The organism is Achromobacter sp. 46006, assembly GCF_059761975.1.
The window spans coordinates 27,452-51,672 of record NZ_JCBANN010000014.1 but is presented as its reverse complement, the minus strand read 5'-3'; the positions used below and the strand labels follow the sequence as shown (position 1 = coordinate 51,672).

The window sequence follows — 24,221 nt, the reverse complement described above, 5'->3', positions numbered from 1 at the left end:
CAAACCGGACACATATCCGCCCGCCAACGCGCCCGGCGTTATTCCCCCGCACGCTCCCAGCGCCTTTGGATCGCCTTGGCGGCCACCACGCCGTCGGCCATCGACGTGACCACGCAGGGATGCATGCGGTGGGCCACTTCGCCGATGGCGTAGATGTCCGGCACGCTGGTCTCGGCGGTGGCGAAATCGGTGCGGATGTAGCCGCGCGCGTCGCGCGCCAGTTGCAGGCTGTCGGCGAACGCGGCCTGCGGCTCCCAGCCGTAGAACACCAGGATCAGGTCATAGCGCTGGCCGTCGACGCTGCGGGTGGCCGGATCGACCTGGTACGGGCCGATGCGCACGCCTTCCTTGCCGGCGCGCAGCACCCATTGCTGCTGGGCCCGCACGCTGCGGGCGTACAGGTGCACGGCGCGGGCGCCGCGGTTGCGCACATAGACGTAGTTCTCGAAGGCGTTGTCGCCGCCCCCCAGCACCGCCACCGACAGGCCGGAGTAGTCCTGCGCCACGATCGGCGAACCCGGCCCGATCAGCACCCCCGGCCACTGAGAACCCGGCGGATGTTCCGGAAAGCCCTTGGCGCGCACGCCCGAGGCGATCACCAGGGTGCGGCCGCGCGCCAGTGATGCGTCCCCATTGGCGTCGGAAAGGGTCGCCTCGATGCCGCCCTTGCAGGGCCGCACCGCCGTCACCCGGGTGTCCAGGCGCAACGGCACGCCGGCGGCGCGCACGCTGGTATCGATATTGGCGGCCACCTGCTGGCCGGTCATGCCGGGCAGCACCGCGATCCAGTCGTCGGCGAAGGGGTTGTCCACGGCCAGCCCGCCCAGGCGGCCGCTGGCCTCGACCAGCAACGGCGCCAGGCCGAGCCGCGCCAGCCAGAGGGCGCAGGAGGCGCCGGCCGGGCCGCCGCCTACAATGACCGCATCGTGCATCTGTTGCATTTCATCCCTTGTTTGCCGTCGCCGCCCCCACGCGGGCGTCCGGCCATGGCCGAATTGTAGCCAGCGCGCCGGCCCGGTCCGCCGCCGCCTTACAATTCCGGGATTCCACCCAGGTTTTCATCATGCCCACTCGCCGCATCATCCTATCCGGGCTCGCGCTCGACGCCCGCATCGGCATCCTCGAACATGAACGCCGCGCCACCCAGCCGCTGCACGTCGACGCCGAGTTCGACGTCGACATCCAGCGCTCGGTCGACGACCACGATATCCACAGCGTGCTGGACTATCGCCGCCTGCGCGAGGCCATCGTCGAGGAGTGCACCCAGGCGCACGTGAACCTGATCGAAACCCTGGTGGAACAGGTCGCCGCGCGCCTGTTGGCCGACTTCCATGAAATCCGCTCGCTGCGCCTGCGCATCAGCAAGCCCATGGCCTTTTCCGACTGTGCGGCGGTGGGCGTGGAAATCCAGATCTCGCGTTGACCATGAACAATATCGCCTCTCCCGACATCCGCGCCGTGGCGGACAACACCGATGCGGCCGGCGCCGCCCCGGCCTCCCGCCCCGACGACAAGAAGGCGCGCCACGAAGGCAACAAGCTCACCAAGCGCCTGGCGCGCGAGACCACGCGTGCCCTGTCCGACTACAACATGATCGAGGCGGGCGACCGCGTGATGGTGTGCCTGTCGGGCGGCAAGGACTCCTACGCCATGCTGGACATCCTGCTCCAGCTGCAAAAGCGCGCGCCGTTCCGGTTCGAACTGATCGCGGTCAACCTGGACCAGAAGCAGCCCGGCTTTCCGGCCGACATCCTGCCGCGCTACCTGACCGAACTGGGCGTGCCGTTCCACATCGAGACGCAGGACACCTATTCCATCGTCACGCGCGTGCTCGAAGAGGGCAAGACGATGTGCTCGCTCTGTTCGCGCCTGCGCCGCGGCATCCTGTACCGCGTGGCCTCGGAACTGGGCGCCACCAAGATCGCGCTGGGCCACCACCGCGACGACATCCTGGGCACGTTCTTCCTTAACCTGTTCTACGGCGGCAAGGCCAAGGGCATGCCGCCCAAGCTGGTGTCCGACGACGGCCGCCACACCGTCATCCGCCCGCTCGCCTACGTGCCGGAAACCGACCTGATTGCCTACGCCGAACTCAAGCAGTTCCCGATCATTCCCTGCAACCTGTGCGGCTCCCAGGAAAACCTGAAGCGCAAGGAAGTCGGCCGCATGATCAAGGAATGGGACAAGCAGCACCCGGGCCGTTCGTGGAACGTCTTCAACGCCCTGTCGCGCGTGGTGCCGTCGCACCTGATGGACCGCGACCTGTTCGACTTCGTCGGCCTCAAGCCGACCGGCGTGCCGGACGCCAACGGCGACACCGCCTTCGACGCGGTCGATCCGACGGATGATGCGGACGAAGCCTGTGGCGATACGCCCGCCGCGTCCGACGCGGCCGGCATCGTCGAAAAGAAAGTGGTGTTCACCCGCAATTGAACACCCCCATCCGCGCCCGGCGCGGACAGCAAAAGGCCCCGATCTTCCGACCCGCGAGGGACGAAGCGCCGGGGCCTTTTCATCGCCGAGCCGCCTCAAGATGAAAAACGCCCCCTCGGGGGGCAGCAAGCCGAAGGCGCGGCGTGGGGGTCGCCTTTCCCCTGGCGACTCAGCCGTTCAACACCCGCACCGGCTGGCCGGCGCGCCAGGCCTTCACGGCCTCCAGCGCATTGCGGTAGAAGGCCTCGAAGTTCTCGCGGCTGACGTAGCCCAGGTGCGGGGTCAGGATGACGTTGTCCAGGTCGCGCACGCTGTCGGTGGGCGACAACGGCTCTTCCGGATACACGTCCAGGCCGGCGCCGGCGATGCGGAATTTCACCAGCGCGTCCATCAGGGCTTCCTGGTCCACCAGCCCGGCGCGCGAGGTGTTCACCAGGTAGGCGGTCGGCTTCATCGCGGCCAGCGCCGCGGCGTCGACGATGTGGCGGCTGCGATCGGACAGGATCAGGTGCAGGCTGACCACGTCGGAGGTGGCGAACAGCTCGTGCTTGTCGACCCGCTCGACGCCCGCCTCGGCGGCGCGCGCGTCGGTCAGGTTGGGGCTCCAGGCCACCACGTCCATGCCGAACGCCAGGCCCACCTTGGCCACCGCCGCGCCCAGCTTGCCCAGCCCCAGAACGCCCAGCCGCTTGCCGGCCAGCGGCTCGGGCATGCCGGTCTGCCACATGCCACGGCGCATGGCGGCGTCCTCGGCCGGCAGGTGCTTGAACAGCCCCAGGATGTGGGCCCAGGCCAGTTCAGCGGTGGCGGTGTTGGCGTCGGCGCTGCCGGGCGCTCCGCTGACCACGATGCCCTGCGCGGCGCAGGCCGGCATGTCGATGGCGTTGTTGCGCATGCCGGTGGTGACCAGCAGGCGCAGGTTGGGCAGCGCGCGGATGCGGTCGGCGGGAAACGGCGTGCGCTCGCGCATGGCCACGATCACGTCGAAGGGTTCGAGCGTGGCCTCGACCTGGTCGTCGGGGATGAAGTTGTTGAAGATCCGCACTTCGGCGTCGCCGCCCAGGGAACCCCAGTCCGCGTAGCGTTTGGCTACGTCGTGGTAATCGTCGAGTATTGCGATTTTCAAGTCTGTCTCCGGGTGGCGTGGCGCTTGCCGCGCCAGCCACACGGCCGACGCGACCCGCGCCGGTCAGTTCAGTCGTGCCTTGAGCTGGTCCAGCGGCAGCGCGCCGCTGATGCGCGTGCCGTCGGCGAAGAACAAGGTGGGGGTGCCGCGCACCATCAGTTGCTTGCCCAGCGCCAGCAGTTTGTCCTCGGGCACGCTGCAGTTGGCGCTGGCCGGCTTCCGGCCGCGCAGCATCCAGTCGTCCCAGGCCTTGCCCGGGTCCGGCGCGCACCAGACGTCGCGCACCTTGGTGTTCGAGTCCGGCGACAGGATCGGATACAGGAAGGTATAGACGGTGAGGTTGTCCACGTCTTCGAGCGTCTTGCGCAGTTGCTTGCAGTAGCCGCAGTTGGGGTCTTCGAAAATGGCAACCTTGCGCGAACCGTCGCCCTTGACCTGCTTGATGGCCAGGTCCAGAGGCAACTGGTCGAACGGGATGGAACCGAGCTTTTCCTGCGCCTCGCGGGTGACGTCGCGGCGCGTCATGGCATCGATCAACGGCCCTTCCATGACCCAGGTCACTTTTTCATCGGTGTAGATCAGGTCCATGCCGACCTGGACCTCGAACAGCCCATAGGGCGTGCGCCGCACGGCGGTCACGTCCATGCCGGTGAAGCGCTGCCGGAAACGCTCCTTGACCGCGTCCGCCACCGGGTCCGCCGGCGCCACCTGGGTGGTGGAATAGCGCTTGCTGTCCTTGTCCGCCTGGCCCACCGAGGTGGTGGAGACGGACTTGTCGCCCGCGGCATGCGCCACGACGCCGGACAGACCCAGCCCCGCGGCCACGAAGCAGGCGGCCAGTGTGGCGGGAAGACGGAAATTCATGCGGACTCCTGTGTAGATCGTGACCCATCGCGGTCGTTGGCCGACAGCGTAACCGATGCCTGCGCGGCGCCGGGCAAAGACCCGCCCGGGCTGGCCGGAATCAGACCTGCCAACCGCCGCCGGGTTCAATGCCGGCGTCATGGTCTCAGTTGGTCGACGCCCCGGCGATCAGGCGCCGCTTGACCAGCGGCGCGCGTTCGACCCACTGCATGCCGGCGTTGCGCAACCACACCAGCGGTGTGGCGCGCGAACCGAACAGCTTGTGCAACCCGTCGGTGGCCAGCCGCAAGGCCAGCACCGGCTCGGCGCGGGCGCGCTGGTAACGGTGCAGCACGCGCAGGTCGCCGGCCTGACGGTAGGGTTCGCGTCCGGCCACGGTGCGCGCCAGCGCCTCGACATCGCCCAGGCCCAGGTTCAGGCCCTGCCCGGCCAGCGGGTGCAGGCGATGCGCCGCGTCGCCGGCCAGCGCGATGCCGGGCGCCACCATCTGCGCGCGCTCCAGCGTCAGCGGGAACCCGTGCAGCTTGCTGCGCACCTTCAGGCGGCCCAGACGGCCCTGCGCCGCGTGTTCCAGCATCGACTCGAGCCGCGCGGCCTGTTCCTCGGCTGGCAAGGCCAGCAATTCCCGCGCCTGCGCGTCGCGCATCGACCAGACCATCGACACCTGCGGGCCGTCGGCCGTGTCCGGCAGCGGCAGCAGCGCCAGCACGCCATCGTCGCGGAACCACTGAAAGGCGGTGCCCTGGTGCGCGCGCTCGGCGTCCAGGTTCACCACCAGTCCCGTGTCGTTGTAGGAAACGGCCTCATGCTTGAGGCCGGCGGCGGTGCGCAGCGGCGAGGCCGCGCCATCGGCGCCGACGAAAAGCTCTGCCTGGAGGCGGGCGCCGCTCTCGGTTTCCACCGTGCCGGCCTGGTAGCCGGTGCAGCGGTCTTCCAGCCACGGGATGCCGAACATGCGCACCGCCTGGATCAGCACCCGCTCGATCTCGCCGGACTCGACGATCCAGGCCAGTTGCGGCAGGGCCGCCTGCCAGGCGTTCAGATGCACCAGGCCGTCGGCATCGCCATGGATCTCCATGGCCTGCACCGGCGTCAGGCGGGCCGACGGCAGCGCGTCCCACACGCCCAGCTCGGCCAGGAACCGCTGGCTGGCGGGCGAAATGGCGTAGACGCGCGCATGGTAATGGTTGGGATCGGCGGGTGGCACACTCACGCGCGGCGCCAGCAGGGCCACGCGCTGGCCGCGGCGGGCCAGCGCCAGGGCCGAGGACAGGCCGACGATGCCGGCCCCGCAAACCACGATCTGGTGTGTCATCTTGCGCTCGGCTCCCCGGCCTGTTTCGGCCACAGCAGCCACATCTGGCCGCGCTGCTTCATGCGCCCGGCCTGCTGGCCGGCCTCGTCGCCGTAGCCCCAGTAGAAGTCGGCGCGCGCCGCGCCGCGGATGGCGGTGCCGGTGTCCTGCGCGAACACCAGGCGCTGCAACGGTCGGTCGGAGGCAGGGAAGGTGGTGGCCAGAAACACCGGCGTGCCCAGCGGCACGAAGCCGGCGTCCACCGCGATCGCGCGTTTCGGCGCCAGGTTGACGCCATAGGCGCCCTTGGGGCCGAGTTCGGGATCGATCACCGGCTCTTCGCGGAAGAACACCACCGCCGGGTTGGCGTTGAGCATCTCGGGCACGCGCTTGGGATTGCGCTGCGCCCACGCGCGGATGTTTTGCATCGAGGCCTGGTCGGCCGCCAGCTCGCCGCGGTCCGCCAGCCAGCGGCCGATAGACACGTAGGGCTGGCCATTGTGGTCGGCGTAGGCCACGCGGATAGTCTTGCCGCTGTCGGGGCCGTCGGTCAGCAGCACGCGACCCGAGCCCTGCACCTGCAGGAAGAAGTTGTCGACTGGATCGTCCACCCACACCACCACCGGCGGGCGACGGCTCGAAGCCTCGATGGCGGCGCGGGTGTCGTAGGGCACCACGCGCTTGCCTTCGAGCTTGCCGCGCACGCGCTTGCCGGCCAGGTCCGGGTAGACCGAGCCCAGGTCGATGGTCAGCAGGTCGGCCGGCACCGCGTACAGCGGCCATTGGTAGTTGCCGCCCTGGCGGCGCGAGCCGCGCACCAGGGGTTCGTAATAGCCCGTGACGGTATTGGTGGCCGGTTTGCCGTCGGCGCCGTTCAGGCGCCACGGTTGCAGGTAGGTCTGCAGGAAGCGGCGTACGCCCTCGGGATCGTTGGCGGCCGGCGCCCGGGCCGGGTCGGCCGCGGCGGCACAGACCGGTTGCCAGGCGCGCGGCGTGGCGCGTGCCGGCGCGGCCAGGTTGCCGCTGGTCGGACGCATCAGGCCTTTGCAGTTGCGCAGGAACAGGGGCCAGAACTGGCTCAGGTCGTCGTGGCTCCAGCCGGGCATCTCGGCCCAGGTGCCGGGCTTGTACTTGCCGGCCAGGGCACGCGGTGGCGTATCGGGCAGGGCGGACAGCGCCGGCACCACCAGCGGGCCGTCGACGGCCCCGGGGCGGGTGGCGGACGCGCCGGGCCCGCCGGATTCGGGCGGGATCTCTGAGGTGGTGGTACATGCAGCCAGCAGGACCGACAGCACGGACAGGCTAAGAATGCGCTTCATGAGCAGATGGAAAACCGTACAACGTATGGCCGCGCCCGGTCAGTGCAGGGTGCGCGGCATGGCCAGGACGAATTCGGAAATTGGCACTTCGAACGGAATGCCGTTCTCGCCGACGCAATGGTAGGTGCCGCGCATCGTGCCGACCGGCGTGGGCAGCGGGCAGCCGCTGGTGTATTCGAAGGTCTCGCCCGGCGCCAGCAGCGGCTGCTGGCCCACCACGCCCAACCCGCGCACTTCCTGCACGCGCTGGTTGCCATCGGTGATAATCCAGTGGCGGCTGATCACCTGGGCCGGATGCTCGCCGGTATTGGTGATGCGCACGGTATAGGCGAACACGAACTGCTGCTCGCCGGGATCGGACTGTTCAGGCACGAAGCGTGGGGTGACAGAGACGCTCAGGTCGTAGGGTTTCACAGTCCTTTCCTGTGTGGCACGAGCAAGCTGCAATAATGGCACATTATGCCCTCACCCACCCCGAACACCATGTCTACCACCACCCGCATCACCCCCAGCATCCTGTCCGCCGACTTCGCCCGCCTGGGCGAGGAAGTCCGCGACGTGGTCGCCGCCGGCGCCGACTGGATCCACTTCGATGTGATGGACAACCACTACGTGCCCAACCTGACCATCGGCCCGATGGTCTGCGCGGCGATCCGTCCCCATGTGTCCGTGCCGATCGACGTGCACCTCATGGTGGAGCCGGTGGACGCCCTGGTGCCGATGTTCGCCAAGGCCGGCGCCAACTACATCAGCTTCCACCCGGAAGCCAGCCGCCACGTCGACCGCACCCTGTCGCTGATCCGCGAGAACGGCTGTAAGGCCGGACTGGTGTTCAACCCCGCCACGCCCCTGTCGTACCTGGACCACGTCATGGACAAGGTCGACCTGGTGCTGATCATGTCGGTCAACCCCGGCTTCGGCGGCCAGAGCTTCATCCCCGGCGCGCTGACCAAGCTGCGCGAGGCCCGCGCCCGCATCGACGCCTGGACCCAGGCCGGCGGCCAGGAGATCGTGCTGCAGGTGGACGGCGGCGTGAAGATCGACAACATCGCCGAGATCCGCCGCGCCGGCGCCGACACCTTCGTGGCCGGCTCGGCCATCTTCGGCAAGCCCGACTACCCCGGCATCATCAAGTCCATGCGCGAACAGATCGCCATCGGCGAAACCACTGCCGTCTGAGGAAACCCGCCATGACTCCCTTTCGCGCCGCGCTGCTTGACCTGGACGGCACCCTGCTCGACTCCATCCCCGACCTGGCCTTCGCCGCCAACGCCATGCGCGTGGAACTCGGCATGATCGCGCTGCGCGAGGATGTCGTGGCCACCTTCGTCGGCAAGGGGGTGGACAACCTGGTGCGTCGCAGCCTGGCCGGCAGCCTGGACGCCGCCGATCCCTCGCCCGAGGACTTCGCCCGGGCGCGCGAGGCCTTCTACCGCCACTATCACCTGGTCAACGGCGAACGCGCCCAGGTCTACCCGGGCGTCATGGAAGGGCTCAAGCACATGCGCGACCAGGGCCTGAAGCTGGCCGTGGTCACCAACAAGCCCACCGAATTCACCCTGCCGCTGCTGCAACGCACCGGCCTGGCCGGGTTCTTCGACGCGGTGGTGTGCGGCGACACCTGCGCCCGCCGCAAGCCCGACCCGGACCAGGTGCTGCACGCCTGCGAACTGCTGGGCGTGACGGTGGCCGAGGCCGTCACCATCGGCGATTCCATCAACGACGCCCAGGCCGGCCGCAGCGCCGGCACCCAGGTGCTGGTGGTGCCGTATGGTTACAACGAAGGCCGCGACGTGCGCGAGCTCGATGTCGATGGTATAGTGGACACGCTCGTCAACGCCGCCCAGTGGGTGGAGCTCTGGAATCAAAACCAGAACGCCGCGAAAGCCCAGGCCTGAAACCGGGGTCCGCGCCCTTGACGGCCCACTTGAACATCGAACCGCTATCACCTGATGAACGTTTCCATCCAGAACCAAATGCTCGGCGCCTCGTGGCGCTGGTGGCGTTTGTCTTCCGGGTGGCGATGATTCCCTTCCCGGCCCTGGACGCGTCCCCGCCTCCCAGCGCCGATACTGTGTAGAACACAGAGCCAAGCCCGGAACCAGTAACCTGGACCGGGCTTTTTGTTGTGTGCCCGGTCCCCAGCAGATACCCATCGCCCCGAGACCGACATGACCGAAATCGAATTCAAAGCCCTCGCCGCCCAAGGCTACAACCGCATCCCGCTGGTGGCCGAGACCTACGCCGACCTGGACACCCCGCTGGGCATCTACCTGAAGCTGGCCCATGCCGGCCCGCAGGGCGGCCGCATGACCTGCCTGATGGAATCGGTGGTGGGCGGCGAACGCTTCGGCCGCTACTCGTTCATCGGCCTGCCGGCCCGCACGGTGATCCGCGCCAGCGGCACCCGCACCGAAGTGCTGCACGACGGCAAGGTCGTGGAAACCCAGGACGGCGACCCGCTGGCCTTCATCGAGCAGTACCAGGCCCGCTTCAAGGTGGCCCTGCGCCCCGGCATGCCGCGCTTCTGCGGCGGCCTGGCCGGCTACTTCGGCTACGACACCGTGCGCCACATCGAACCGTGCCTGGGCCCCGCCGTGAAGCCGTTCCCGGCCGGCATGGAAGGCGGCACGCCCGACCTGATGCTGATGCACGTGGACGAGCTGGTCATCGTCGACAACCTGGCCGGCCGCATCTACCTGATGGTCTACGCCGACCCGGGCCAGCCCGAGAGCTACAGCCGCGCCCAGCAGCGCCTGCACGACCTGCGCGCGCGCCTGCGACGCCCGGTGGAAATTCCCTACAGCCACGCCAGCATGCAAACCGAGGAACGGCGCGACTTCAAGAAGGAAGACTACCTGGCGGCCGTGCACCGCGCCAAGGAACACATCGCCGCCGGCGACCTGATGCAGGTGCAGATCGGCCAGGTCATCGCCAAGCCGTTCCGCGACTCCCCCCTCTCGCTGTACCGCGCCCTGCGGTCGCTCAATCCCTCCCCCTACATGTACTTCTGGAACTTCGGCGACTTCCAGGTGGTGGGCGCCTCGCCCGAGATCCTGGTGCGCCAGGAGCGCGTAGTGGTGGACGGCGCGCCCAAGTCGCAGGTCACCATCCGCCCGCTGGCCGGCACCCGCAAGCGCGGCGCCACGCCCGAGGAGGACGCCGCCCTGGCCGCCGAGCTCAAGGCCGACCCCAAGGAAGTGGCCGAGCACGTGATGCTGATCGACCTGGCCCGCAACGACGTCGGCCGCGTCGCCGAGGTCGGTTCGGTCAAGGTCAGCGACACCATGGTGATCGAGCGCTATTCGCACGTGATGCACCTGGTGTCCAACGTCACCGGCAACCTGAATCCCGGCATGAGCAGCATGGACGTGCTGCGCGCCTCGTTCCCGGCCGGCACGCTGACCGGCGCGCCCAAGGTCGAGGCCATGAAGATCATCGACGAGCTCGAGCCCGTGCGCCGCGGCATCTACGGCGGCGCGGCAGGCTACCTCAGCTACGGCGGCGAAATGGACGTGGCCATCGCCATCCGCACCGGCGTCATCAAGGACGGCACGCTGTACGTGCAGGCCGCCGCCGGCATCGTGGCCGACTCCACCCCCGAAGCCGAATGGGCCGAGACCGAGGCCAAGGCCCGCGCCGTGCTGCGCGCCGCCGAGCAGGTCCAGCACGGCCTGGACGAGCCCATCTGAGACGCCCGCCGCCCCCCATGACCGCCCTGGGCCGCGAATCGGCCCGCCTGGAGAAAAAAATGCTGTTGATGATCGACAACTACGACTCGTTTACCTACAACCTGGTCCAGTACTTCGGTGAACTGGGCGAGGACGTGCGCGTGGCGCGCAACGACCAGATCACCCTGGAAGAGATCGCCGCGCTCAACCCCGACCGCATCTGCGTGTCGCCCGGCCCGTGCTCGCCGGCCGAGGCCGGCATCTCGGTGCCCGTCATCCAGGCCTTCGCCGGCAAGAAGCCGATCCTGGGCGTGTGCCTGGGCCACCAGGCCATCGGCGCCGCCTACGGCGGCAACATCGTCCGCGCCCAGCAGATCATGCACGGCAAGACCGTGCGCATCTCGCATACCGGGACGGACATCTTCACCGGCCTGCCGACGCCGTACACTGTCATCCGCTACAACTCGCTGACCATCGACCCGGCGACGCTGCCCGAATGCCTGGCCGTGACCGCCACGGCGCCGGACGGCGACATCATGGGGGTGCGCCACAAGACGCTGCCCCTGTACGGAGTACAGTTCCACCCCGAATCCGTGCTCAGCGAACACGGCCACGCCCTGCTGCGCAATTTCCTGAACCTCGCCTAAGAAGGACGCACCGTGACGATCTCCCCCTCCGAAGCGCTGACGCGCTGTATCGAACACCGCGAAATTTTCCACGACGAAATGCTGCATCTGATGCGCATGCTGATGCGCGGCGAGATGTCGCCGCAGATCGCAAGCGCCCTGCTGATGGGCCTGCGCGTGAAAAAGGAAACGGTGGGTGAAATCACCGCGGCCGCGCAGGTCATGCGCGAATTCGCCACGCCGGTGGTCACGCCCAACCCCGAAGACCTGCTCGACATGTGCGGCACCGGCGGCGACGGCAGCCATACCTTCAACATTTCCACCACCGCCATGTTCGTGGCGGCGGCGGCCGGCGTGCCGATTGCCAAGCACGGCAACCGCAGCGCGTCCTCGTCGAGCGGCAGCGCCGACGTGCTGGAAGCGCTGGGCGCCAACCTGGTGCTGACGCCCGAGCAGGTGGCCGAGTGCATCCAGGCCACCGGCATCGGCTTCATGTTCGCGCCGGCGCATCACGGCGCCATGAAGAACGTGGCCGCGGTCCGCAAGGAGCTGGCCGTGCGCACCATCTTCAACATCCTCGGCCCGCTGACCAACCCGGCCGGCGCCGCCAACCAGTTGATGGGCGTGTTCCACCCCGACCTGGTGGGCATCCAGGTGCGCGTGCTGGAACGCCTGGGCTCGCGCCACGTGCTGGTGGTGCATGGCAAGGACGGCATGGACGAAGCGTCCCTGGGCGGCGCCACCCTGGTAGGCGAACTCAAGGACGGCAAGGTCAGCGAGTACGAGATCCACCCCGAGGACTACGGGCTATCCATGATGTCCAACCGCGGCATCAAGGTGTCCAATCGCGAACAATCGCGCGAGCTTGTCATAGAGGCGCTGGACAATGTCGAGGGCACCGCCCGCGACATCGTCGCGCTGAATGCGGGTCTCGCCATCTACGCCGGCAACAAAGCCGATTCCATTCCCGCAGCGTTAGCGCTAGCATTTGAACTGATTTCCACCGGCGCGGCGCGAGCCAAGCTGGAAGATTTCTGCGCATATACCCGGAAATTCCAGAAATGAACGATATTCTCGCGAAAATCCTCGCCGTCAAGGCCGAGGAAGTCGCCGCCGCACGCCAGATGCGCAGCGAAGCCGAAGTCCTGCGCGAAGCGCAGGCGCGCCAGGACGTGCGCGGTTTCGCCCAGGCCATCGAAGACAAGATCTCGCAGGGCAAGGCCGGCGTCATCGCCGAAATCAAGAAGGCCTCGCCGTCCAAGGGCGTGCTGCGCGAGACCTTTCAGCCCGCTGAAATCGCGTCCTCGTATGCCGTGCATGGCGCGGCCTGCCTGTCAGTGCTGACCGACGTGCAGTTCTTCCAGGGTTCGCACGACCACCTGCGCCAGGCGCGCGCCGCGTGCGCGCTGCCGGTGCTGCGCAAGGACTTCGTGATCGACCCGTACCAGATCATCTCGGCGCGCGCGATGGGCGCCGACTGCGTGCTGCTGATCGTGGCCGCGCTGGCCCCGGCGCAACTGCGCGAAATGGAGACGCTGGCGATGGAACTGGGCATGGACGTGCTGGTGGAAGTGCACGATGCCCAGGAACTGGATATCGCGCTGACGCTCAAGACGCCGCTGCTGGGCATCAACAACCGCAATCTGCGCACCTTCGAGACCAGCCTGCAGAACACGCTGGATCTGCTGCCGCGCATTCCCGCCGGCAAGCGCGTGGTGACCGAGAGCGGCATCCTGGCGCCCGAGGACGTGCGCCGCATGCGCGAGCACAAGGTCGATGCCTTCCTGGTGGGCGAGGCCTTCATGCGCGCCCCCGACCCCGGCGCCGAACTGGCCCGGCTGGTCGGCTGAAGCGGGATCAGCGCGGGCGCGCCAACCCCAATGCTGCGGCGCGCCGGTACAACGTACTGCGATGCACGCCCAGTGCGCGCGCCGCGGCGCTGACATTGCCCGCGTGCGCGGCCAACGAAGCCCGGATCGCATCGTCGGCCAGCGCCTGCAGGCTGGCCGCGGGGGGTGGGGACGGCGCCGCCGCCGCGCCGCCGATGTCGGCCGGCAGCATATCGCGTCCGACCACGCCCGACGCGCCCGCCAGCACGTGCAGGGTGCGCAGCACTGCCGCCAATTGGCGGTAGTTGCCGGGCCAGGCGTAGCGCACCAGGATTTCCTCGATCTCGGCCGGCAACACCGGCCCCGCGCCCTGCGCGGCCCACTGCGCGCGCAACAGTTCGCGCAGGTCGGCGCGCTCGCGCAGCGGCGCCAGTGTCACGGTGTATTCGGCGACACGGAAATACAGGTCGGCGCGCACTGGAGCGCCGTCCCCCTCGTGCGCCAACGGACGATGAGTGGCGCACACCAGCGTGAAATCCACCGGCACCGGCCGTGCCGCGCCCAGGGGCGACACTTCGCGCGACTGCAGCACCCGTAGCAGGCGCGATTGCAATGCCAGCGGCATGTCGCCGATCTCGTCCAGGAACAGCATGCCGCCGTGCGCCTGCCGCAGCAGGCCCTTGCTGCCCTGGCGGCGCGCGCCGGTAAAAGCGCCATCCTCGTAGCCGAACAATTCCGATTCGATCAGGGTCTCGGGCAGCGCCGCGCAATTGACCGCCACGAACGGGCCGCCGGCGCGGCGGCTGCGCGCATGCAGTTGCCGCGCGAACACTTCCTTGCCGGCGCCGGTTTCGCCTTGCAGCAGGATCGAAACGCCCGCGTCCGACAGATGCACCGCGCGCGCCAGCGCGCCCAAGGTGGCGGCATCGAAGCTGGCGGCATCGCCGCGCGCCAGCGGCAAGGGCAACGCCGACCGGGCCGGCAAGCGCGGCGCCACCGGCGGGCGAGACCGCGGCAGGCGCAAGCGCGCGTGGTAGATGGCGCCGCCACGCGTGTGCACGCGGCCGGCCGCGTCGGGCGCGTGCTCCAGGTCGCCATCGAACAAGTCCGCATAGCGGTACACGCCCAGCGCCGTGGCCGCCAGGCCGAAGGCTTGCATGGCGCGGCGGTTGGCCCCGACCAGCAGGTCGCCCTGGAAGGCCAGCAGCGCCTCGCCCGGCGTGCCCAGGCCGGAGCGGTCGGCATGCAGGCGCAGCACCGCGCACGGTTCATGCGCCGTGTCGAACAACTGGTGTTCGATCAGGTCGACGGCCGCGCGCACCCGCGCCAACACGTCGGGGCGCACCTCGCGCGCCGGACTGGACAAGTCCAGCACGCCCAGCATGCGGCCTTCGCTGTCGGTGATCGGCACCGCCGCGCAGGTCAGGATGCGGTTCGGCTCGAAGTAGTGTTCAGCGCCGTCGACGACGATGGGCCGCCCTTCCGCCAGCGCGGTGCCGATGGCATTGGTGCCAGCCGCCGCTTCGTCCCACGGGGCGCCGGGCATCAGCGCCACGCGCGAGGCGCGCTGCGCGAAATCGATATCACCGTCGCTGTCCAGCACCAGCCCCTGCGCATCGGACAGGATCACCAGCCCATCGCTGCCGCCGTCGCGGCGCAACTGCGCCATGGCCGGCTCCGACATCCGCCGCAAGGCTTCGTTGCGCTGGCGCGCCTCGCGCAATTCGATGGCGGTCATGGGTTCGGCGCGGCGGGCGCCGCGCATGTCGATCCCCAGGTCGGCGCAGCGTCGCCAGGAACGCAGGATCGGCTCGGCGACCAGGCCGCCGGGCACGACGCCCTGCTGGTTGAACAGCTGGCGCGCGTGCGTCAGCGATTGCCAACGGGATTGAGTGGCCATGCATGTCTCCTTGGACGGTGTTCTGCGACACCTGTTCCGCGACAGTGTCGCGAAACGCGACACCCTGAGGCGGCGCCAGACCGTTCACGCGCTTGCCGGCGCGTGGAAACCTACTTTCGCACGCGGCATGCGCGCTTGTCCAGCCGCGTCCCCCGACATGGCACGCGGTTTGCTTGATACGAAGCAGGCACCCGACTGCCGTTACACCGACTATACGGAGACAAGCATGGACATCGCGACCCGCGTCACCCCCGAATCCTATGGCACGCGCCTGGACCTCAGGACGCAGTACGACAACTTCATCGACGGCAAATGGCAGGCCCCCGCCGACGGCGAGTACTTCGACAACGTCACGCCGGTCACCGGCCAGGTGCTGACCCGCAACGCGCGCTCGAAAGAGCGCGACATCGAGCTGGCGCTGGACGCCGCGCATCGCGCCGCGCCCAAATGGGGTGCGACCCCGGCCGCCGAACGCGCGCAGATCCTGATGCGCATCGCCGACGTGATGGAAGCCAACCTCGAACGCCTGGCGACCGCCGAAACCTGGGACAACGGCAAGCCTATCCGCGAGGCCCGCGCCGCCGACATCCCGCTGGCCATCGACCACTTCCGCTACTTCGCCTCGTGCATCCGCAGCCAGGAAGGCGGGCTGTCCGAGATCGACCACGACACCGTGGCCTACCACTTCAACGAGCCGCTGGGCGTGGTCGGCCAGATCATCCCGTGGAACTTCCCCATCCTGATGGCCGCGTGGAAGCTGGCGCCGGCACTGGCGGCGGGCAACTGCGTGGTGCTCAAGCCGGCCGAGCAGACGCCGCTGGGCATCCTGCTGCTGATGGAACTGGTCGGCGACCTGCTGCCGCCGGGCGTGGTCAACGTGGTCACCGGCTTCGGCCTGGAATCGGGCAAACCGCTGGCCTCCAGCAAGCGCATCGCCAAGATCGCCTTCACCGGCGAAACCACCACCGGCCGCCTCATCATGCAGTACGCGTCGCAGAACATCATCCCGGTGACGCTGGAACTGGGCGGCAAGTCGCCCAACATCTTCTTTGCCGACGTGGCGGCGCAGGACGACGACTTCCTCGACAAGGCCATCGAAGGCTTCGTCATGTTCGCGCTGAACCAGGGCGAGGTCTGCACCTGCCCCAGCCGCGCGCTGATCCAGGAATCGCTCTACGACAGGTTCATGGAACGCGCGCTCAAGCGCGTGGCCGAGATCAAGCAGGGCAACCCGCTAGATGGCGACACCATGCTGGGCGCGCAGGCCTCCACCGAGCAACTGGAAAAGATCCTGTCGTACCTGGACATCGGCAAGCAGGAAGGCGCGGCGGTGCTGGCCGGCGGCGCGCGCGCGCAGTTGCCGGGCGCGCTGGAAGGCGGCTACTACGTGCAGCCCACCGTCTTCAAGGGGCACAACAAGATGCGCGTGTTCCAGGAAGAGATCTTCGGGCCGGTGGTGGCGGTGACCACCTTCAAGGACGCCGACGATGCCCTGGCGCTGGCCAACGACACGCTCTACGGCCTGGGCGCGGGCGTGTGGTCGCGCGATGCCAACACGTGCTATCGCATGGGCCGCGCCATCAAGGCCGGACGGGTCTGGACCAACTGCTACCACGCCTATCCCGCGCACGCGGCATTCGGCGGCTACAAGCAGTCGGGCATCGGCCGCGAGAACCACAAGATGATGCTCAACCACTACCAGCAAACCAAGAACCTGCTGGTGAGCTACTCGCCCAAGAAGCTGGGTTTCTTCTGACCCACGGGCGACGCCCGCCGGTACGTATCGGATCGCCCCATGGCGGGCCGGCCCGCGACGGACCGGCCCGGCGTCGCGGGAGTTGCATCATGCCAGGACCCACCCCGCGCGTGGTCGCCACCGACGCGGCGCGCGCCTTGATCGAGACCCTGCGCGCCAAGCACGGCCCGCTGATGTTCCACCAGTCGGGCGGTTGCTGCGACGGCAGTTCGCCCATGTGTTACGCACAGGGCGAATTCATGGTCGGCGGCTCGGACGTGCTGCTGGGCGAACTGGAGGGCTGCCCGTTCTACATGGGCGAGGACCAGTTTGCCTACTGGGAACACACCCAGCTCATCATCGACGCCGTGCCAGGGCGCGGCGGCGCGTTCTCGCTGGACAGCGCCGAAGGCAAGCGCTTCCTGCTGCGCTCGCGGCTGTACACGGACGAGGAATGGGCCGGCGTGGCTCCGGTCACGCGCGGTTGAACGCAAGCCCCGGGGCCGCCCGGCGGGCGTGGCGCGTCAGGAACTCCGCGGCCCGCCGCCCTTGCCGGTAGGCGCGGTGCCACAGGCCTCCTGTTGTTGCCACTGGAACGACACACGGCGGATGCGCGCGGCGCGGAATTGCGTGAACGAACGGCCACCCGGCATGGGTGCGCCGCGTAGCGGACTGCTGGTGTTTTTCATTGCGGGAAAAAACGTTGCCGAAAAAAAGCTGCGGGTTGCCTTGCAATGCCCCTCGGGGCGGCGATGAGGTGACGGGTGAGCGAGGCCGCGGGCGTCAGTCCGCCGCGGCGGCCCAGGCGCCCACGGGTGCGCGGCGGGTCCATTCGAGCGCGTCCTCGAGGCGGTCATTGCCCCAGAACATTTCGCCGTCGACGAAGAAGGTCGGGGCGCCGAACAGGCCCAGATGGCGGGCCTGATCCACTTGGCGGCGCAGCGCCTCCTTGGCCGCCTCGGACTTGCCACGCGCGATCAGCGCATCGGCATCGAGCGACAGGTCGGTCAACAGCGTATGCACCACGTCCTCGGCCTGGATATCCTGGTCGTGCTGGAAATTGGCTCGGAACACGGCCAGGCAGAAATCGCGGCCCCAGGGTTCGTCCTGGCCCAGCAGCGCGATGCGGGCGGGCAGCACGCTCATGCGTGGGAACAGGCGCGGACGGTGGTAAGGCACGCCGTACTTTTCGGCCAGCCGGGCGATGTCGCGCATCATGTAGGCGCCCTTGCCGGGAAACAGCCGGAATGGCGTGTCGTTCCAGCCCTGGGCCTGGAAGATCGGCCCCAGCAGGAACGGCCGCAGGTCGACCCGCACCTCGGCCTGCTCGGCCAGGGCCCCGATGCGCTCGATCGCCAGATAGCTGTAGGGACTGGCGAAATCGAACCACATCTCAAGGCGAGGCATGGCGGGCAGTGGCGCATTCATGGCAAAAGCTCCAACGATGGGGAAACCCTGGGCATCAGGGCGACCTGCGCTTCCGGCAGGCCGCTGAGGACGACGTCGCGATTGCTGGCCACGATGATGGACTCGCCGGCTTGCAGCACGCTGTCGTCGCGGCGCCGGTACTCGGACATCCAGACCGTGCCGGCATGGCAGACGATGCGAACCCCCGAGGCGCGCCTGAGCAGCATAGTCGAACCCTGGGCCAAACGGAATGACGTTCCCACAGTGCAACATAACCGGATCATGGCGCATCCCCCCGCCGCAAATGGCGGCCATCATGGCGGGCGCAGCCGGCTGATCACCGCTTCACCCGTCGTCCAGGTCATATTGGACGCCGCAGGCGTTATATTGCACAAGCGACATTTCCGCCGCATACGCATGAGTTTTACGAATGCCATATCCCCTCGCCAAACTCCCCCCGCTTGATCTGGTGCGCGGCTTCGTTGCCGTCGGCCGCCGCATGAGCATTACGTTGGCAGCGCAGGACCTGCACGTGACGCAGTCGGCGGTCAGCCGGCAGATCCGGGCGCTGGAGGCCCATCTGGGCGTGGCGCTGCTGGTGCGGGGTTTTCGCAGCGTCTCGTTCACCGCCGAGGGCGCGCAACTGTTCCGCATGGCCGACACCTGGCTGAGCCAACTGGGCGACCTGACCGAGCAGTTGCGCGCCCCGGAACGCCGCACGCCAGTCACCGTCACCACGACCATCGGCGTAGCCTCGCTCTGGCTGCTGCCGCGGCTGGGCGACTTCCAGGCCGCCTATCCGCATATCGACGTGCGCGTGGCGGCCGACAACCGGGTCATCGACATCGACCGCGAAAGCGTCGACATCGCCATCCGCTACAGCCTGCGCGACACGGTGCCGGACGGCGCCGTCTGGCTGTTCGGCGAATCGGTGGTGCCCGTGGCCCACCCCTCGCTCCAGGCACGCGCCCTGGACGCGCGCGAACTACAGCGCCACGTGCTGCTCGAATTCGACGATCCCACCCGGCCCTGGCTGCAATGGTCGGAATGGCTCAATGCGCGCGGCCTGGGCCGGTTGCGGCCCAAGGGCATGCTGCGCTTCAACCAGTACGACCAGATCGTGCACGCGGCGCTGGCCGGCCACGGCATCGCGCTGGGGCGGCTGGCGCTGATCGCGCCGATGCTGGCGGATCGACGGCTGACCACGGTGGGCGGACAAGCGGCCGACGCCACCGAGCACGCCTACTGGCTGGTGCGCAACGCCCGCCGCAGCACGCCCGATGCCGAGATCGTGACGCGCTGGCTGGTGCAGCAAGCCGCGACCACGGCGCACCTGCTGACACCGGAATCGGACCGATAAATTCCGGTCTTCGCCCACGCGCCAGCATTGTCGGACCGATAGACCCGGGCGACCCCTGGGCGGCACGCTACAAGTTCTATACAAACCTTCATAGATTCGCGACTCCCCTGCGGTAGATTGCGCCCTGCGTAGCCCGCACGGATCCGAGCCCCCCTGCGAATGAACCCCGCGCCCACCGCCCCAACACGGTGGGCGCGGGTCCGTTGCCGCTGTTTATTACCGCGGCATCCCCCGTCTTTTCTCTTCATGGCGCAGATGAAGCCCTTCCGTTCCACCGACGCCTGGCAAACCTGGTTTCTCAATTTCCAGCGTTCCTTCCTGATCCTGCTGGCGCCATGGCTGGTGTCGGTACTGGCGCAAGGCGCTGGCCGCGCCTACCTGCTGGCCGCGTATGCCCCGCCAGGCGCCTACGCGGCGCTGTCGCAGGACATCAACCGAACGCTGGTGGTCGGCCTGCTGTTCGACATCAAGGTCGCGGCGATCGCGTTCGCGGCGCCACTGTTGATTGCCCTGTTGCTGGCGGCGCGGCCCGCGGCGCAGGCCCTGTGGCTGCGCTGCCTGCCAGGCCTGGGCGCCGTGCTGGCGACCTTGTTCGCCGCCAGCACGGTGGTCAGCGTGTACTACTTCGCCACGTTTTCGCGCTCGATCGACATCTTCGTGTTCGGCCTGATGGACGACGATACCCAGGCCATCCTGCTGACACTGTGGCACGGCTATCCAGTGCTGCGCACCCTGGCGCTGCTGGCGGCCATGCTGGGCGCCACCTACTGGCTGGTGCGCCGCTGGGGTGTCGGGGTCCTGCGCGCGCGGCTGGCACGACGCGGCCTGGCTCGCAGCGCGGCGCGGCTGGCGCTGATCCTGGGCGCCACGGTGCTGGCCTGCCGGGGATCGATCGGCACCTTCCCGCTCAACAAGGATGACGCCGGCATCTCGTCGCTACGCCTGCTCAACGACATTGCGCCCAATGGCATTTCGGCGTTCTTCTGGGCATTGTCCGAGCGCGGCAACGACAAACGCTTCATCCCGGTCAGCGATGAGCAGGGCGCGCAGTTGTACCAACGCTTCCTGGGCCATCCCGACCACGGCCTGCGGCCCTTCATGGCCAGCACCGGCGCCAACCCGCAAGCCCGCGACCATCCGCCCCACGTGGTGCTGCAGGTGATGGAAAGCATGGGACATCACATGGCCACGTACGACATTCCCGGCCGCGACCTGCTCGGCGCGCTGCGGCCGCATTGGCGCCAGGACTGGCGCTTCGACCGCTTCCTGTCCGAGGGCAACGGCACCATCGATTCGCTCAGCCGCCTGCTGGTGCGCAGTCCGGTGCCGGCCATCAGCCAATCGTCGGCGGCCCACGCCGACTTCGCCAGCAATGCCTTCACGCCCTTCCTGGCACGCGGCTACCGGGTGGTGTTCGTCACCTCGGGCGCGGCCACCTGGCGCAACCTGGGGCGCTTCGCCAGCCATCTGGGCGCGCACGAATTCGCCGACCAACTGACCTTGAAGCGGCGCTATCCCGAAGCCCGGCAGGGCGCCTGGGGCGTGCCGGACGAATACATGTTCCGCTATATCGCCGAGCGGTTGGCGCGGGCCGACCGCGACGGCGAATCGCTGTTCATCATGGCCCTGTCCACGACCCACCATCCTCCGTTCCTGGTACCCGAGGGCGGCCTGCGCGGCGGGCTGGACCTGGGCGACATCGAGCGGCTGCCTTACTACGCCCACTGGTCCGGCCTGGAGGATGCCTTCGACACCTTGCGCTATGCCAATGACCAACTGGGCCGCTTCCTGACCGGATTGAAAAGCTCGGCCCAGGGGGCGCACACCATCGTCGCCGTCACCGGCGATCACAATATCCTGGGCGTCGACTATGCACTGGATACCGATGCGGTGCTGGCGCACGCCGTGCCGTTCTACTTGTATGTGCCGGCCGACTACCGCGGGCAGTCGACCTACGATCCGTCGCGCCCGGGCAGCCACAAGGACATCCTGCCGACGCTGTATCACCTGAGCCTGCCGGACACGCCTTATTTCCGCAGCGGCTGCGACCTGCTGGCCGCGCGGCCCGAGACGCAATGGTGCTTTGGCTTCAACAATCCGGGCCTGCTGATCACCCGCGACGGCGCCTACCGCAGCGACCGGCCGGGACGCATCCTGCCGTGGGCCGCGCCCACCGGCCTGGCATTGTCCGCCGAACGGGCCGCCACGTCGGCCCAGGCGGCCGAACAGGCCCGGCTGGACGCCTACGGCCCCTTACTGCAATGGCAGATCAATTACCAGGTGCAGCACCAGCCATCATTGCGGTCGGCCTGGCCCTGAAGCGGCCGGCCGCAAGAATCGGCACCGTACAACGCACTAGTCGACGCGCACCAGCGCCTGGCCCGCGCGCATCTCGCCAACGACCGCGGAGTCGGCGAAGCCCTGCTGGCGGAACAGATCCAGCACCGCCTGCGCCGCGTCGGGCGCGCAGGCCACCAATAGCCCTCCGGAGGTTTGCGGATCGGTCAGCAGGGCACGCTCGGTCTCGGTAACGTCCGCGCCCAGCCGGATCGATGCGCCGTACGAGGCCCAGTTGCGGCCGGAAGCGCCCGTGATCACGCCGTCGGCGGCGAACGCCCGCACGCCCGGCAGCCACGGCAGCGCCTCACGCCGCAACTGGGCAGTCAGCCCCGCGCCCCGCGCCATTTCCAGCGCATGGCCCAGCAGGCCGAAACCGGTGACGTCGGTAATGGCGTGCACGCCATCCATCGCCGCCAGCGCCGCGCCGGGGCGGTTCAGGCGGGTGGTGGTGTCGATCATCACGCGGTAGCCGTCCGCGTCCAGCCGGTTCTTCTTCAAGGCCGCCGACAGGATGCCCACCCCCAGCCCCTTGCCCAGCACCAGCACATCGCCCGCGCGCGCGTCCGCATTGCGTTTGATGCGGTCCGGATGCGCCAGCCCCATCGCCGCCAGGCCATAGATCGGCTCTACCGAATCGATGCTGTGTCCGCCCGCGACGGGAATGCCGGCGTCACGGCAGACCGACTCGCCGCCGCGCAGGATATCGGCGATGACCGCGTGCGGCAGCACGTTGATCGGCATGCCGACAATCGCCAGCGCCATGATCGGCGTGCCGCCCATGGCGTACACGTCCGACAGCGCATTGGTGGCGGCGATACGGCCGAAATCGTAGGGATCGTCGACGATCGGCATGAAGAAGTCGGTGGTCGCGATCAGCGCCTGCTCGTCGTTGAGCCGGTAGACGGCGGCATCGTCGGCCGTTTCGGTACCCACCAGCAGGCCGGGATAGCCGGTTGCCGGCATGCTGCGCGCCAGCAATTGCGACAGCACGCCCGGCGCGATCTTGCAGCCGCAGCCGCCGCCATGCGATAACGAAGTCAAGCGCGGCACCGCCGCGGACGCTGCATCCTGGGTCATGTCGGTCTCTCCGTAGGTGATGGGAAAAGGATAGCACCGCGCCCCCAAATGGCCCTATGATGAGCCAAGCAGCAGGCAGCAACGGACGGCCGCCCGCCCCCGGGCGCACCGACAGCCACCATTCACCGTGCGTGAGGGCTATATGGATCGCCGACACTTTCTCCGTTTCTCGGGCGCCCTGTGCGCCACCCAAGCGGCCTTGCCCCTGGCCGCGCGCGCCGCGCAGGCGCCCGTCGACGCCGGCTGGCGTACCTTCGAATTGACTACCCTGGTCCGCCTCCAGGACCCCGGCGCCCAGGCGCGCATCTGGATTCCCGTGCCCTATGCCACCGACACCGACTACCAGCGCGGCGTGCAGAGCGCCTGGCTGGTCAGCGGTGGGGGCGCCGCGCAGTTGGTGCAGGCGCCCGGCTACGACGTGCGGATGCTGGCCGTGCAATGGCCCAACGCCCAGGCCCCACGCGAGGTCAAAGTCACCAGCCGCTTCCAGACCCGCAACCGGCGCGTCGACCTGACCCAGCCGCCTCCCGGCGCGCCGCGCGAAAGCGCCGCCACCTTGAGCGAATTCCTCAAGCCCACCGCCTTGCTGCCCACCGACGGCATCGTCAAGAGCACCGCCGACCGCATCACCGCAGGCCACCAGGACACCCTGGCGCGCGCCCGCGCCCTGTATGACTGGGTAGTCGCCAACACCTGCCGCACCGCCGCCACCCGCGGCTGTGGCACTGGCGACGTGCGCTACATGCTCACCGCCAACGACCTGAACGGCAAATGCGCCGACATCAACGCGCTGTTCGTCGCCCTCGCTCCCGCCGCCGGCATCCCCGCCCGCGATGCCTACGGTCTGCGCGTGGCCGACTCGCAGCTCGGCTTCAAGAGCCTGGGCAAGGCCGGCGACGTCACGAAGGCGCAGCATTGCCGCGCCGAGTTCTACGCCGACGGCTACGGCTGGATACCGGTCGACCCTGCCGACGTGCGCAAGGTCATGCTGGAAGAGCCGCCCGGCGACCTGCCCGCCACCGACGCCCGCGTGCGCGCGGCCCGCGTCATGCTGTTCGGCGCCTGGGAAATGAACTGGGTGGCCTACAACCACGGCCACGACGTCGCCCTGCCCGGCACCGCCCACGGTCCCATCCCGTTCCTGATGTACCCCAATGGCGAAACCGCCGATGGCCGCCTCGACAGCCTCGACCCCGATCGCTTCCGCTACACCCTGACCGCGCGCCAGCTATCGACCTGA

23 protein-coding genes are annotated in these 24,221 nt (G+C 68.6%); 13 read left to right on the top strand and 10 right to left on the bottom strand.

Going from position 1 to position 24,221, the window contains the following annotated elements; translation table 11 throughout:
- Positions 1 to 38 precede the first annotated feature (38 nt).
- Positions 39 to 941, bottom strand: coding sequence for an NAD(P)/FAD-dependent oxidoreductase (locus AC6LKG_RS10070; protein ID WP_498164184.1), 903 nt, complete (start codon positions 939 to 941; stop codon positions 39 to 41).
- Between the two features lie 122 nt (positions 942 to 1,063).
- Here AC6LKG_RS10070 and folB point away from each other — a divergent pair, with 122 nt between their 5' ends.
- Both folB and ttcA read left to right on the top strand, forming a co-directional pair.
- Entirely contained in the window at positions 1,064 to 1,423 is a 360-nt protein-coding gene (gene folB / locus AC6LKG_RS10065) for a dihydroneopterin aldolase (RefSeq protein ID WP_006392515.1), read from the top strand.
- A 2-nt stretch (positions 1,424 to 1,425) separates the two neighbouring features.
- Positions 1,426 to 2,433 (top strand): tRNA 2-thiocytidine(32) synthetase TtcA, encoded by a 1,008-nt coding sequence (gene ttcA, locus AC6LKG_RS10060; RefSeq protein ID WP_498164183.1) that lies wholly within the window; start codon positions 1,426 to 1,428, stop codon positions 2,431 to 2,433.
- Between the two features lie 169 nt (positions 2,434 to 2,602).
- Here ttcA and AC6LKG_RS10055 read toward each other — a convergent pair whose 3' ends face one another.
- From AC6LKG_RS10055 to apaG, 5 genes are all read right to left on the bottom strand, one after another.
- Positions 2,603 to 3,559: a D-2-hydroxyacid dehydrogenase family protein gene (locus AC6LKG_RS10055; protein WP_498164182.1), complete on the bottom strand. Its 957-nt coding sequence runs from the start codon at positions 3,557 to 3,559 to the stop codon at positions 2,603 to 2,605.
- Between the two features lie 63 nt (positions 3,560 to 3,622).
- Positions 3,623 to 4,423, bottom strand: coding sequence for a DsbC family protein (locus tag AC6LKG_RS10050; RefSeq protein ID WP_498164181.1), 801 nt, complete (start codon positions 4,421 to 4,423; stop codon positions 3,623 to 3,625).
- 145 nt (positions 4,424 to 4,568) lie between these two features.
- Positions 4,569 to 5,738, bottom strand: a complete 1,170-nt coding sequence (locus tag AC6LKG_RS10045) for a UbiH/UbiF family hydroxylase (RefSeq protein WP_498164180.1) — start codon at positions 5,736 to 5,738, stop codon at positions 4,569 to 4,571.
- A complete protein-coding gene (mltA, locus tag AC6LKG_RS10040; protein ID WP_498164179.1) occupies positions 5,735 to 7,036 on the bottom strand; it encodes a murein transglycosylase A in 1,302 nt (433 codons plus the stop codon). Before mltA ends, AC6LKG_RS10045 begins: the two co-directional genes overlap by 4 nt.
- A gap of 39 nt (positions 7,037 to 7,075) precedes the next feature.
- Positions 7,076 to 7,450: a Co2+/Mg2+ efflux facilitator ApaG/CorD gene (gene apaG / locus AC6LKG_RS10035; protein ID WP_054503625.1), complete on the bottom strand. Its 375-nt coding sequence runs from the start codon at positions 7,448 to 7,450 to the stop codon at positions 7,076 to 7,078.
- Between the two features lie 45 nt (positions 7,451 to 7,495).
- Between apaG and rpe the strand changes: the two genes are divergently transcribed.
- The 6 genes from rpe (at position 7,496) to trpC (ending at position 13,183) form a co-directional block, all read left to right on the top strand.
- Positions 7,496 to 8,215 carry a ribulose-phosphate 3-epimerase gene (rpe, locus tag AC6LKG_RS10030; protein WP_198485903.1) on the top strand — a complete coding sequence of 240 codons (720 nt, stop codon included), beginning with the start codon at positions 7,496 to 7,498 and terminating at the stop codon, positions 8,213 to 8,215.
- 11 nt (positions 8,216 to 8,226) lie between these two features.
- Positions 8,227 to 8,934 carry a phosphoglycolate phosphatase gene (locus tag AC6LKG_RS10025; RefSeq protein WP_026385137.1) on the top strand — a complete coding sequence of 236 codons (708 nt, stop codon included), beginning with the start codon at positions 8,227 to 8,229 and terminating at the stop codon, positions 8,932 to 8,934.
- A gap of 273 nt (positions 8,935 to 9,207) precedes the next feature.
- Positions 9,208 to 10,728, top strand: coding sequence for an anthranilate synthase component I (gene trpE, locus AC6LKG_RS10020; RefSeq protein WP_498164178.1), 1,521 nt, complete (start codon positions 9,208 to 9,210; stop codon positions 10,726 to 10,728).
- Between the two features lie 59 nt (positions 10,729 to 10,787).
- A complete protein-coding gene (locus tag AC6LKG_RS10015; protein WP_006392505.1) occupies positions 10,788 to 11,354 on the top strand; it encodes an aminodeoxychorismate/anthranilate synthase component II in 567 nt (188 codons plus the stop codon).
- A gap of 12 nt (positions 11,355 to 11,366) precedes the next feature.
- Positions 11,367 to 12,398 (top strand): anthranilate phosphoribosyltransferase, encoded by a 1,032-nt coding sequence (gene trpD, locus AC6LKG_RS10010; protein WP_498164177.1) that lies wholly within the window; start codon positions 11,367 to 11,369, stop codon positions 12,396 to 12,398.
- On the top strand, positions 12,395 to 13,183 hold the full coding sequence (gene trpC, locus AC6LKG_RS10005) for an indole-3-glycerol phosphate synthase TrpC (RefSeq protein WP_498164176.1): 789 nt from the start codon (positions 12,395 to 12,397) through the stop codon (positions 13,181 to 13,183). Before trpD ends, trpC begins: the two co-directional genes overlap by 4 nt.
- A gap of 7 nt (positions 13,184 to 13,190) precedes the next feature.
- On the opposite strand, the gene AC6LKG_RS10000 is transcribed toward trpC, so the two are convergent.
- A complete protein-coding gene (locus AC6LKG_RS10000; RefSeq protein ID WP_498164175.1) occupies positions 13,191 to 15,062 on the bottom strand; it encodes a sigma-54-dependent Fis family transcriptional regulator in 1,872 nt (623 codons plus the stop codon).
- A 226-nt stretch (positions 15,063 to 15,288) separates the two neighbouring features.
- Between AC6LKG_RS10000 and adh the strand changes: the two genes are divergently transcribed.
- Together adh and AC6LKG_RS09990 are read left to right on the top strand one after the other, a co-directional pair.
- Positions 15,289 to 16,818 carry an aldehyde dehydrogenase gene (adh, locus tag AC6LKG_RS09995; RefSeq protein ID WP_498164174.1) on the top strand — a complete coding sequence of 510 codons (1,530 nt, stop codon included), beginning with the start codon at positions 15,289 to 15,291 and terminating at the stop codon, positions 16,816 to 16,818.
- Between the two features lie 89 nt (positions 16,819 to 16,907).
- A complete protein-coding gene (locus tag AC6LKG_RS09990) occupies positions 16,908 to 17,285 on the top strand; it encodes a DUF779 domain-containing protein (RefSeq protein WP_498164173.1) in 378 nt (125 codons plus the stop codon).
- A 295-nt stretch (positions 17,286 to 17,580) separates the two neighbouring features.
- On the opposite strand, the gene AC6LKG_RS09985 is transcribed toward AC6LKG_RS09990, so the two are convergent.
- Both AC6LKG_RS09985 and AC6LKG_RS09980 read right to left on the bottom strand, forming a co-directional pair.
- Positions 17,581 to 18,225, bottom strand: a complete 645-nt coding sequence (locus tag AC6LKG_RS09985; protein WP_498164172.1) for a 2-hydroxychromene-2-carboxylate isomerase — start codon at positions 18,223 to 18,225, stop codon at positions 17,581 to 17,583.
- Positions 18,222 to 18,488, bottom strand: a complete 267-nt coding sequence (locus tag AC6LKG_RS09980; RefSeq protein ID WP_498164171.1) for a DUF2917 domain-containing protein — start codon at positions 18,486 to 18,488, stop codon at positions 18,222 to 18,224. Before AC6LKG_RS09980 ends, AC6LKG_RS09985 begins: the two co-directional genes overlap by 4 nt.
- A 146-nt stretch (positions 18,489 to 18,634) precedes the next feature.
- On the opposite strand from AC6LKG_RS09980, the gene AC6LKG_RS09975 reads away from it, so the two are divergent.
- Positions 18,635 to 19,564: a LysR substrate-binding domain-containing protein gene (locus AC6LKG_RS09975; protein ID WP_498164170.1), complete on the top strand. Its 930-nt coding sequence runs from the start codon at positions 18,635 to 18,637 to the stop codon at positions 19,562 to 19,564.
- Positions 19,565 to 19,819: 255 nt separating this feature from the next.
- Positions 19,820 to 21,883 carry an LTA synthase family protein gene (locus AC6LKG_RS09970; protein WP_498164169.1) on the top strand — a complete coding sequence of 688 codons (2,064 nt, stop codon included), beginning with the start codon at positions 19,820 to 19,822 and terminating at the stop codon, positions 21,881 to 21,883.
- 36 nt (positions 21,884 to 21,919) lie between these two features.
- On the opposite strand, the gene selD is transcribed toward AC6LKG_RS09970, so the two are convergent.
- Positions 21,920 to 22,981, bottom strand: coding sequence for a selenide, water dikinase SelD (gene selD / locus AC6LKG_RS09965; RefSeq protein ID WP_498164168.1), 1,062 nt, complete (start codon positions 22,979 to 22,981; stop codon positions 21,920 to 21,922).
- Between the two features lie 142 nt (positions 22,982 to 23,123).
- On the opposite strand from selD, the gene AC6LKG_RS09960 reads away from it, so the two are divergent.
- Positions 23,124 to 24,221 carry a transglutaminase-like domain-containing protein gene (locus AC6LKG_RS09960; protein ID WP_498164167.1) on the top strand — a complete coding sequence of 366 codons (1,098 nt, stop codon included), beginning with the start codon at positions 23,124 to 23,126 and terminating at the stop codon, positions 24,219 to 24,221.